The 9914-nt window shown below is 64.7% G+C and carries 11 protein-coding genes; 4 read left to right on the top strand and 7 right to left on the bottom strand.

Annotated elements, in window-relative coordinates; translation table 11 throughout:
* The 7 genes from mltG to XH98_RS13180 form a co-directional block, all read right to left on the bottom strand.
* Positions 1 to 963, bottom strand: a 963-nt coding sequence (gene mltG, locus XH98_RS13210) for an endolytic transglycosylase MltG (RefSeq protein WP_271618845.1), incomplete at its 3' end; no start/stop codon positions are given.
* A 125-nt stretch (positions 964 to 1088) separates the two neighbouring features.
* On the bottom strand, positions 1089 to 2354 hold the full coding sequence (gene fabF / locus XH98_RS13205) for a beta-ketoacyl-ACP synthase II (protein ID WP_271618844.1): 1266 nt from the start codon (positions 2352 to 2354) through the stop codon (positions 1089 to 1091).
* A gap of 108 nt (positions 2355 to 2462) precedes the next feature.
* Positions 2463 to 2702: an acyl carrier protein gene (locus tag XH98_RS13200; protein ID WP_008130699.1), complete on the bottom strand. Its 240-nt coding sequence runs from the start codon at positions 2700 to 2702 to the stop codon at positions 2463 to 2465.
* Between the two features lie 309 nt (positions 2703 to 3011).
* A complete protein-coding gene (gene fabG, locus XH98_RS13195) occupies positions 3012 to 3749 on the bottom strand; it encodes a 3-oxoacyl-[acyl-carrier-protein] reductase (protein WP_057757979.1) in 738 nt (245 codons plus the stop codon).
* Between the two features lie 12 nt (positions 3750 to 3761).
* Positions 3762 to 4721, bottom strand: coding sequence for an ACP S-malonyltransferase (fabD, locus tag XH98_RS13190; protein WP_271603031.1), 960 nt, complete (start codon positions 4719 to 4721; stop codon positions 3762 to 3764).
* Between the two features lie 174 nt (positions 4722 to 4895).
* Positions 4896 to 5921, bottom strand: a complete 1026-nt coding sequence (locus tag XH98_RS13185) for a fatty acid desaturase family protein (protein ID WP_271618843.1) — start codon at positions 5919 to 5921, stop codon at positions 4896 to 4898.
* A 3-nt stretch (positions 5922 to 5924) separates the two neighbouring features.
* A complete protein-coding gene (locus XH98_RS13180) occupies positions 5925 to 6629 on the bottom strand; it encodes a TetR/AcrR family transcriptional regulator C-terminal domain-containing protein (RefSeq protein ID WP_271618842.1) in 705 nt (234 codons plus the stop codon).
* Positions 6630 to 7197: 568 nt separating this feature from the next.
* On the opposite strand from XH98_RS13180, the gene rpsF reads away from it, so the two are divergent.
* The 4 genes from rpsF (at position 7198) to rplI (ending at position 9691) form a co-directional block, all read left to right on the top strand.
* The gene (gene rpsF, locus XH98_RS13175; protein WP_057757987.1) at positions 7198 to 7692 is read left to right on the top strand and encodes a 30S ribosomal protein S6; all 495 of its coding nucleotides are present in this window, start codon (positions 7198 to 7200) and stop codon (positions 7690 to 7692) included.
* A gap of 5 nt (positions 7693 to 7697) precedes the next feature.
* Positions 7698 to 7937: a 30S ribosomal protein S18 gene (rpsR, locus tag XH98_RS13170; protein ID WP_007592020.1), complete on the top strand. Its 240-nt coding sequence runs from the start codon at positions 7698 to 7700 to the stop codon at positions 7935 to 7937.
* 130 nt (positions 7938 to 8067) lie between these two features.
* Positions 8068 to 9045, top strand: coding sequence for a DUF2232 domain-containing protein (locus XH98_RS13165; RefSeq protein ID WP_271618841.1), 978 nt, complete (start codon positions 8068 to 8070; stop codon positions 9043 to 9045).
* A 46-nt stretch (positions 9046 to 9091) separates the two neighbouring features.
* Positions 9092 to 9691, top strand: coding sequence for a 50S ribosomal protein L9 (gene rplI / locus XH98_RS13160; RefSeq protein WP_057757990.1), 600 nt, complete (start codon positions 9092 to 9094; stop codon positions 9689 to 9691).
* Positions 9692 to 9914: the final 223 nt, after the last annotated feature.

The raw sequence follows: 9914 nt of genomic DNA, 5'->3' as shown, positions 1-9914 counted from the left end.
CGGGTTGGCTGCGGCCTCCAGCGAGGCACGGCCGGGATTGGAGATCGGGCCCGGCGGCAAGCCTTCGATCACATAGGTGTTGTAGGGCGAGGGCTGCGTGATCTCGCTGCGCTTGATCGGGCGTCCCAGCGTGCCCTTGCCGCCGACGAGGCCGTAGATGATGGTCGGGTCGGACTGCAGCTTGATCTTCTGCTTGAGGCGATTGACGAACACGGCCGCAACACGGCTGCGCTCGTCCGGCTTGCCGGTCTCCTTCTCGACGATCGAGGCCAGCGTCACCAGCTGCTCCGGCGTCTTGACCGGCAGGTCCTGGCTGCGGCGCTCCCAGATCTCGGCGAGCACGCGCTTGTGCGCCTGCTGCATGCGCTGGATCACCTGGTCACGCGGGGTCCCGCGCGGGAACTTGTAGGTCTCGGGCAGCAGCGTGCCTTCGCGCGGCAATTCATGCACGCTGCCGGTGAAGATGTCGTTGTCGCTGAGCCGCGCCACGATCTGCTCCGAGGTCAGGCCTTCGGGAATCGTGACCGCGTGCTGGACCACCTTGCCCTCAACAATGGTGGCAATGACGTCGCGCAAGCTCGCGTTCTTCTGGAACGAATATTCACCGGGCTTCAGGTCCGAGCTCGCCTTCAGCGCAGCCACGGCGCCGATGAACACCCATGGGTTGACGTCGGTGACGCCTTCCTTGTTCAGGGTCTCGGCGATGTCGCGCTTGCCCGCACGCTGCGGGATGTTGACGACCTTGTCTTCCTTCAGCGGCCCCGGCGACTCCAGCACCTGACGGCCGTAATAATAGGCCGCGCCGGCGCCGATCATACCGATCAGGAGCAAGGTGATGATGGCGTTACCGACCACGACGAACGGATTGCGCGCCCGCTCCGAACGCTTCGGCGGCGGCGGGACCTGCTCGGGCTCGAGCGCTGCCCGCGGACTCCGGGGCGAAATGGGCGGCCTTTCACTCATCGAAGCAACCTGAATCCTGCCGGTTCAATCGCAGCCAGACAATCGCTTGCCGAGCCCAATGCACGCGCCCACTGATATGACTATCGCCGAATACGGCAAAACGGTGGATTCGTCTCGAACGCAAACTATTGGACCAGACGCCGGACGATCACCGACGCATTGGTACCGCCGAAACCGAAAGAGTTCGACAACGCGACGTTCACCTCGCGCTGCTTCGCCTTATGCGGCACGAGATCGATCGCGGTCTCCACCGACGGGTTGTCCAGGTTAATGGTCGGCGGCACGACATTATCGCGAATCGCGAGGATCGCGAAGATCGCCTCGATCGCGCCGGCCGCGCCGAGCAGATGGCCGGTCGACGATTTGGTCGAGGACATCGCCACCTTGGAGGCGGCATTGCCGAGCAGCCGCTCCACCGCACCGAGCTCGATCTCGTCGCCGAGCGGCGTCGAGGTGCCATGCGCGTTGATGTAGTCGAGGTCGGACGCGGTCAGGCCGGCGCGCTTGAGCGCGGCCGACATGCTGCGGAATCCGCCATCGCCATCGGGCGACGGCGACGTGATGTGATAGGCATCACCCGACAGGCCGTAGCCGATCACCTCGGCATAGATCCTGGCGCCGCGGCGCTGGGCGTGCTCGAGCTCTTCCAGGACGAGGACGCCGGCGCCCTCGCCCATCACGAAACCGTCGCGGTCCTTGTCGTAGGGGCGCGAGGCCTTCGCGGGCGTCTCATTGAAGCCGGTCGACAGCGCGCGCGCGGCGTTGAAGCCGGCAATGCCGATGCGGCTGATCGGCGACTCCGCGCCGCCCGCAACCATCACGTCGGCATCGCCGAGCGCGATCAGGCGGGCGGCATCACCGACCGCATGCGCGCCGGTCGAGCAGGCCGTGACCACAGAATGGTTCGGTCCCTTCAGCCCGTGCTTGATCGACACATAACCGGAGGCGAGATTGATCAGGCGGCCCGGAATGAAGAACGGCGAGACCTTGCGGGGCCCTCGCTCCTTCAACAGGATCGCGGTGTCGGCGATGCCGTTGAGGCCGCCGATGCCCGAGCCGATCATGGTGCCGGTCGCGCATTTGTCCTCTTCGGTCTCGGGATGCCAGTTGGCATCGTCGAGCGCCTGGCCGGCCGCAGCCATGCCGAAGATGATGAAGTCGTCGACCTTGCGCTGGTCCTTCGGCTCCATCCATTTGTCGGGATTGAAGCTGTCGTTGCTGCCGTCGCCGCGCACGACGGTACAGGCGATCTTGGTCTGCAGATCGGAGACATCGAAGCTCTCGATCCTGCGCGCACCGCTTTCGCCGTTGAGGATGCGTTTCCAGGTCGGCTCGACGCCGCAGCCGAGTGGCGACACCATGCCGAGACCAGTGACGACAACCCGCCTCATATCCGAAAACTCCGCATCGAAAGATTCACGGCCAATAACAAGAAACCGGCTGGCCGCTGCGAAGCGGCCCGTCCGGTTTCAATGTTGTCCCCGCGAAAATGAAGAGCCTTAGCTCTTCGCGTTCTTCTCGAGAAACTTCGTGGCGTCGCCGACGGTGAGAATCGTCTCAGCGGCGTCGTCCGGAATCTCGCAACCGAATTCTTCTTCGAACGCCATCACCAGTTCGACGGTGTCCAGACTGTCGGCGCCGAGGTCATCGATGAAGCTCGCTGCGTCGACAACCTTCTCGGGTTCAACACCAAGGTGTTCGACCACGATCTTCTTAACCCGCTCGCCAATGTCACTCATTGCATAACCTCGTGTTGTTCCCTGTAGACCCGACCCCCCGGGACGATACGAGCCGTCGTGGTCGTTGACTGCCTTCGCTTACGAACTTTGATTTGGCCCCATCTTAACCGATGGAGGCCCGGCGAACGACGGCCAAGGCTCCGCATCGCCAATATACAGGGTTTCAAAAACCTGCAATGGCGTTCTTTGCCCATCCGTTGAAGGTCCGGTTATCATACTTCAACTGCCTTGACTACACGCCTCAATTCGCTCCGGAAACGGCCGTTTGCCGCATCCGCACCAGCCATGTGGGCAGTGCGGAACGACGAGTCAGATCATGGCCATGCCACCGTTGACGTGGATGGTCTGGCCGGTGACGTAGGCTGCTTCGTTCGAACTCAGGTAAACGGCGGCGGCTGCAATGTCCTCGGGCGTACCCAGGCGGGCAGCCGGAACCTTGGCCAGAATGGTCTCGCGCTGCTTGTCGTTGAGCGCATCGGTCATCGGCGTCTTGATGAAGCCGGGCGCGATGCAATTGGCGGTGACACCGCGCTTGGCGTATTCGGCGCCCAGCGTCTTGATCATGCCGATCAGGCCGGCCTTCGACGCAGTGTAGTTGCCCTGCCCCGGGTTACCGGTGACGCCGACGATCGACGTGATCGCAATGATGCGGCCGAAGCGCTTGCGCATCATCAATTTGGTGGCGGCACGCGCCAGGCGGAAGGTCGCGGTCAGGTTGACGTTGATGACCTCATCCCAATCCTCGTCACGCAGCTGAACGAACAGATTGTCACGCGTGATGCCGGCGTTGGCGATGAGAATGTCCACCTGGCCCATCGCAGCTTCCGCGGCCGGCACCAGCGCCTCGACCTCGTCGGCCTTGGAGAGATTGCAAGGCAGCACATGGGTGCGCTCGCCGAGCTTGCCCGCAAGCTCATCCAGCACCTCTTTCCGCGTTCCCGAAATCGCAACGGTCGCGCCCTGCGCATGCAGCGCCTGCGCGATCGCGCCGCCGATGCCTCCGGTCGCGCCAGTGACGAGCGCTTTTTTGCCAGTGAGGTCGAACATTGAGAAACTCCTCTAGCCCTGCTTCGCAGCGGCCAATGCGTCCTTGGCGGCGGCAATATCGTTGGGACCGCCGACTGCAACGCCGACGGCACCATCCGCAATGCGCTTGACGAGGCCCGTCAGCACCTTGCCTGCGCCGATCTCGAAGAAACGGGTGACGCCCTGCCCGGCCATATAGGCGACCGACTCGCGCCAGCGCACCGTGCCGGTCACCTGCTCAATCAGCCGGCGGCGAATCTCGTCGGGATCGGTGATGGCGCTCGCCAGCACATTCGACACCAGCGGCGCGGCCGGCGCCTTGATCGTGACCTTGGACAGCGCCTCGGCCATCGCATCGGCGGCGGGCTGCATCAGCTGACAATGGAACGGTGCGGACACCGGCAGCAGCATCGCGCGCTTGGCGCCTTTGGTCTTGGCGATCTCGACGGCGCGGTCGACCGCGGCTTTGTCGCCGGAGACGACCACCTGGCCGCCGCCATTGTCATTGGCAGCCTGGCAGACCTGGCCCTGCGCCGCCTCCCTGGCGACCTCCATGGCGGCGTCATAGTCGAGGCCGAGCAGCGCCGCCATGGCTCCGGCGCCAACAGGCACGGCCTTTTGCATTGCGAGACCGCGGGTGCGAAGCAGCCGCGCGGTATCGGAGATTGTCAGGCTGCCCGCCGCCGCCAGCGCCGAATATTCGCCGAGCGAGTGACCAGCGACGAAGGCGGCATCCCGTCCCACGGAAAATCCCGCCTCAGTCTCCAGCACGCGCAGGGTCGCCACCGACACCGCCATCAGGGCCGGCTGTGCGTTCTCGGTGAGCTGAAGGGTCTCGGCCGGGCCGTCCCAGATGGTCGCTGTCAGCTTCTCTCCAAGCGCGGCATCCACCTCGTCGAACACGGCGCGCGCCGCCGGATAGGCGTCGGCCAGGGCCTTGCCCATGCCAACCGCCTGGGAACCCTGCCCCGGAAATGTGAATGCTGCCGTCATCGGCGCGCTCCCTGGATCGCTCAACCCGTGTGCCACGAGAACCCGGCAGCCGATGACGTCCGGCCCGAGCCTTGGTTCCGGACCATGCTCCGAAAGGGGCCGTAGACACTGTCCGGGGCTGGAATGTCAAGCCAAGATAGGAACTTCCGCCGGCATTCAACGGGGATGCGGCCGCTAGAACCCGCCGTCGGTCTGGTTGGCATCGACCGCCGCCCCCGCCCGTGCGCGGCGTGCGCTGTTCACCAGCTGGCCGGGACGGTCATCACGATTGGGCTTCGCGGTCGCAAGCCGCAGCACCGCGGCGTAGTTCGGCTGCACTTCCATCCGAGCGGCGTGCCGGCTCTTGCTGAGAAGGCGATGGACTTTCGGCAGGTTGTAACAAGGGACGTAGAACAAGAGATGATGCTCGAGGTGATAGTTCACGTAGTACGGCGCGATGAACAGACGCTCGAGAAAATTGGCGTGCGTGGTGCGGGTGTTGCGCAGGGGATCGCTGCTGTCGGGCACGACGGCGTGTTCTGCGATGTTGCGGATGCGGGTGATCACCATCATCCAGGTGAGCAGCGGCACCAGCCACAGCAGCGGATAGGCCCACCACACACCGGCCGCGGCGAGGCCGGCGAACATCACGGCGTTGACGAAGCACTGTGGACCGAGCTTCTCCCGGAAATGCGCGGCGCGCCGGCGCCACGGCCAATCCTTCGGCCCGAGCGCGTTGAGCAATTGCGCCTTGCGCTGCTGGTAGCCGGTCTGTCCGGTGATGTCGCGGATGAACTTGCGGCGGTAGCTTAGTTTCGTGATCGGAAACGGCGCCGATAGCACCAGATCAGGATCATCCTTCTGCTGGGTGCGCGCGTGATGCTGCAAATGATAGCGGCGATAGCTGCGCGTCTCGGCAAACAGCGGATAGGCGCAGAGCCACTGGCTCAGCGCCAGATTGGTCTTCTCGTCCGCAGACAGACAACCATGCGCGCCGTCATGCATCAGGATCGCCAGACCCAGCTGTCGCGAGCCGATGAGGGCGACGGCGAGAACATAGGTGAGCGGATTGGGCCACCACGCGACCAGAGCGATCGCACCAATGATGAGCGCCCAGGCGTGGGCGATCATCGCGACGCCTTTCCACGTCACGCGCTGACGCACGTCGGCGAGTTGATCATCGGTCAGGAAATCGCGGGCACGCATGCGAAGCGCGGTCATCGCCTACCCCTCCTCATTCGAATTGCGCGGTGTGTCACGCTCGTCGACGAGACGCAGGCGCGCAGTATCACCGGTCGATTTCGCCTGCTCGCCGAGCACACGCAGCATCTCGGCGCAGAGCGCGTCGGGCGAGCGGCCCATCGCGTAACCCTCCAGGATGACGCCGATGGCGACGGCCCAGAACCGCCGCGAGCTTTCATCGGGCGCACGCAGCGAACGCCAGCCGTGGCGCGCCACCTGGCCAGCATAGGCGCGCGCGCCTTCAGCGTGCAGGCGCTCGATGGTGCGCTCGACCAGCGGCGCGAGATCCTGGCGCCGCCGCGTCAACGTCAGCGCCTCGGCAAAGAAGGCGATCGAATCGCTCGCCGTCACGGTCTCGGCCAATGCGTGCGTGTACTCCCGCGGCGTACGCGCCTTCAGCGCCGCCTGCTCGGTCGCGCGGGCCAGATACAAGAGATCGCGGCAGGCGCATTCGACGAACAGCGCCTCCTTGGTGCGAAAGTAATAAGTGATCTGGCTCGGGAACGCGTCCGCGGCAGCCGCGATGTCGGTGATCGCAGTGCCCGACAGCCCCCGCTCCCGGAACAGCGGGCTAGCGGCATCCAGCAGCAGAGACCGCATCTTGCGCCCGGCCGAGCGCGTCGCCCGCGCCGCATGCTTGGGGTCGCCCGCCGCCTCGAGCGGCTCCTGGGCCGGCTTTTCCGACATTCGGGTCCTCTCCCTGATTTATTTGTATGACATACAAACAAATAAATCAAGCAGGATATGGTATGACGCCGATCTAGCCACCCCCACACTGTCATGCCCCGCGACCCGGCTACGCCAAGGCTTCGCCGGCGTCGAGGTCCAGGGGCGCCGAAGCTTTTAGCGTAGGCGGCAGGCGGGGCATCCAGTACGCCGCGCCCGATCGGTTCAACTATAACCGCCCCGGAGTACTGGATCGCCGGTCCTGGTGCGCAATTGCGCACTGGCCGGGCGATGACCCTGAGTGTGTGGCGAGCACATTCGGCCTCCCTGCGCCGGGACCATCCCAAGCCCAAAAGCATGACGTCAAACCTTGCCAAGCCGGCCAAAATCTGTATAACGCGCGCATCCGCAGACCCCGGCCGGGAGCTGAACGGACGGTCTCAGCAAATCCTCAGTGATTTTGGTGTGGCAGGGCCAGTCGGCCCGTCGTCCCGTGTTTCCGCCTTCTGAGCTTAATCCCAGAGTCCTTTCCGAAGGTCTCTTAAGGGCTTGACGCCGGGCAATGCGCCAACACGAGGAAAGGACTGATATGGCTCTCTATGAGCATGTTTTTCTCGCGCGCCAGGACGCGAGCACGCAGCAGGTCGAAGAGCTGACTGCGCAGATGACCGGCATCGTCGAAGGTCTCGGCGGCAAGGTCACCAAGACCGAGAATTGGGGCGTTCGCTCCCTCACCTACCGCATGAACAAGAACCGCAAGGCGCATTTCGTGCTGCTCAACATCGACGCGCCCTCCGCGGCGATCGCCGAGATCGAGCGCCAGGAGCGCATCAGCGAGGACGTGATCCGCTATCTCAGCGTCCGCGTCGAGGAGCTCGAGGAAGGCCCGTCCGCGATGATGCGCAAGGCCGACCGTGATCGCGAGCGCGACGATCGTGGCGGCGGCTTCCGCGGCGAGCGTGAAGGCGGCTTCCGTGGCGACCGCGAAGGCGGTTTCCGCGGTGGTGATCGCGACGGTGGCTTCCGCGGCGATCGCGGCCCGCGCCGTCCGCGCGACGAAGCTGAAACGACGGATGGGGAGTAAGAACAATGGCTGAAGCTGGTGCACGCCGCCCGTTTTTCCGTCGCCGCAAGAGCTGCCCGTTCACGGGAGCCAATGCGCCGAAGATCGACTACAAGGACTCCAAGCTGTTGATGCGTTACGTCTCCGAGCGCGGCAAGATCGTGCCGAGCCGCATCACCGCAGTGTCCGCGAAGAAGCAGCGTGAGCTCGCCCGCGCCATCAAGCGCGCGCGGTTCCTGGGCCTGTTGCCCTACGTCATTCGCTAACACGAATTCGGCCGGCGGCGGTCCACGCCGTCGGCCGTGACTTTTTCGAACTCATAAGGCTTCCGGGTCGTCCGGTCGCCGATGGTTGGGGCAAAGCGCCTCTAACCGCTCGAAGGGAGCGGGACAGCTGATGATGGTATTTGGACTGATAGCCCTGATCGCCGGCGCTGCGTCGGCCCTGATGTTCGCCTCGATCGTGTCGGGCGCGCTGATTTCGCTTGTCCTGTTCTATCTCGCACCGTTGCCGCTGATGGTCGCCGCGATCGGCTGGGGGCCGTTCTATGCGAGTCTCGGCGGTATCGCCGCGGCGGTCGGCCTCGGCGCGATCTTCGGCCTGCCCTATTGCATTGCCTTTGCTGTCACCATCGCCCTGCCGGCCTGGTGGCTCGGCCATCTTGTCCTGCTCGGCCGGCACGTTGCGGGCGTGACACCTGCCGTGGACGTCGCTGCGCCCGCCGAACCTGAAATCGAATGGTATCCGGTCGGCCGCATCATGTTGTGGATCGCGGGCTTCGCAGTCCTGACCACGCTCGCGGCCCTGCTCACGCTCGGCACCGACGCCGACACCATCACCGCTACGCTGCACCGCGGCTTGATGCGCATCCTCCGCGCCAGCGATCCGCAGGCCACTGGTGAGGCCGACCAGTTCATCGATGCGCTGGTCCGGATCGCGCCGGCTGCCGCCGCCATCGTCTCGATGATGACCCTCACCCTCAACCTTTGGCTCAGTGCCAAAGTGACGGCGACATCGGGCCGGCTGCGCCGCCCCTGGCCCGATCTGAAGACGGCCGAATTGCCGGCGATGACGCTCGCGGTGCTCTGCATCGCGCTTGCCTTCTGCTTCACCGGCGGCCTGCTCGCGATCGTCGCGCAGATCACCACGGCGGCATTGATGATGGCTTACGCGCTGACCGGCTTTGCCGTGCTGCATACGCTGACGCTCGCACTGAAGAGCCGCACCTTCTGGCTCGGTTCAACCTATGCCGTTGTCGTCGTGTTCGGCTGGCCTGTCATCGCGATGGTGATCCTTGGGCTTGCGGATGCCGTGTTCGGCTTCCGCGAGCGCTTTCTGCGTAACCGGCAGCCGCCGCCATTGCCGATATCTTGAGTTCAACCCGAAACTGAAAACCAGAGCACTTCAAAGGAGAACGAATATGGAAGTCATTTTGCTGGAACGCGTCAGCAAGCTCGGCCAGATGGGCGAAGTCGTGAAGGTTCGCGACGGCTATGCCCGCAACTTCCTGCTCAAGCGCGGCAAGGCGCTGCGCGCCACCGCCGACAACCGCGCCAAGTACGACGGCATGAAGGCCGAGCTCGAGGCTCGCAACCTTGCCTCGAAGGGCGAGGCGGCCAAGGTCGCCGAGAAGATCGAGGGCAAGAACATCATCGTGATCCGCCAGGCCTCGGAAGCCGGCCAGCTGTTCGGCTCGGTCAACGTGCGTGACATCGTCGTCGCCTTCGAAGCCGACGGCATCTCGCTGGCCCGCCCGCAGATCCAGCTCGACGCGCCGATCAAGACCATCGGCAAGCGCTCGATCACCGTCGCCGTCCACCCCGAGGTCGAGGTCGAGATCACCGTCACCGTCGCGCGCAGCCAGGACGAGGCCGAGCGCATCAACCGCGGCGAGGACATCTCCACCCGCAACGAGGACCGCGACGCCGCCGCCGAGGCGATCGCCGCTGCCGGCGAGTTCTTCGATCCGGAAGCCCAGCACGACGACGTCGCGCCGGCTCCGGCCGCGGAAGAGAAGTAAGCCTGCTCGTCATTCCGGGGCGGTCCGCAGGACCGAACCTCAGGTGCGCAATTGCGCACCGGGGAATTTCGAGGGTTCTCGCTTCGCGAGCCCCGGAATGACAAATCAAAAGCCCGGCTGCCTCAGGCAACCGGGCTTATCGTTTTTGCAGCGATGTCCTCGCCGAGCATCGCAATCGAGATGAGTGCCGTTGCGGTCCTGCTTAGCGCGAGATCGGCGGCGT

The organism is Bradyrhizobium sp. CCBAU 51745 (assembly GCF_028128715.1).
GTDB classification, from domain to species: domain Bacteria; phylum Pseudomonadota; class Alphaproteobacteria; order Rhizobiales; family Xanthobacteraceae; genus Bradyrhizobium; species Bradyrhizobium manausense.
The sequence above is the reverse complement of the archived record's forward strand: the minus strand, read 5'-3'. Positions and strand labels throughout refer to the sequence as shown.

Excerpts from the sequence above, each read along its gene's own strand:
- XH98_RS13180 (WP_271618842.1), bottom strand. The coding sequence starts at position 6,629 with ATGTCGGAAAAGCCGGCCCAGGAGCCGCTCGAGGCGGCGGGCGACCCC.
- fabG (WP_057757979.1), bottom strand. The coding sequence starts at position 3,749 with ATGTTCGACCTCACTGGCAAAAAAGCGCTCGTCACTGGCGCGACCGGA.
- rplI (WP_057757990.1), top strand. The coding sequence starts at position 9,092 with ATGGAAGTCATTTTGCTGGAACGCGTCAGCAAGCTCGGCCAGATGGGC.
- fabD (WP_271603031.1), bottom strand. The coding sequence starts at position 4,721 with ATGACGGCAGCATTCACATTTCCGGGGCAGGGTTCCCAGGCGGTTGGC.
- XH98_RS13200 (WP_008130699.1), bottom strand. The coding sequence starts at position 2,702 with ATGAGTGACATTGGCGAGCGGGTTAAGAAGATCGTGGTCGAACACCTT.
- fabF (WP_271618844.1), bottom strand. The coding sequence starts at position 2,354 with ATGAGGCGGGTTGTCGTCACTGGTCTCGGCATGGTGTCGCCACTCGGC.
- XH98_RS13165 (WP_271618841.1), top strand. The coding sequence starts at position 8,068 with ATGATGGTATTTGGACTGATAGCCCTGATCGCCGGCGCTGCGTCGGCC.
- rpsR (WP_007592020.1), top strand. The coding sequence starts at position 7,698 with ATGGCTGAAGCTGGTGCACGCCGCCCGTTTTTCCGTCGCCGCAAGAGC.
- XH98_RS13185 (WP_271618843.1), bottom strand. The coding sequence starts at position 5,921 with ATGACCGCGCTTCGCATGCGTGCCCGCGATTTCCTGACCGATGATCAA.
- rpsF (WP_057757987.1), top strand. The coding sequence starts at position 7,198 with ATGGCTCTCTATGAGCATGTTTTTCTCGCGCGCCAGGACGCGAGCACG.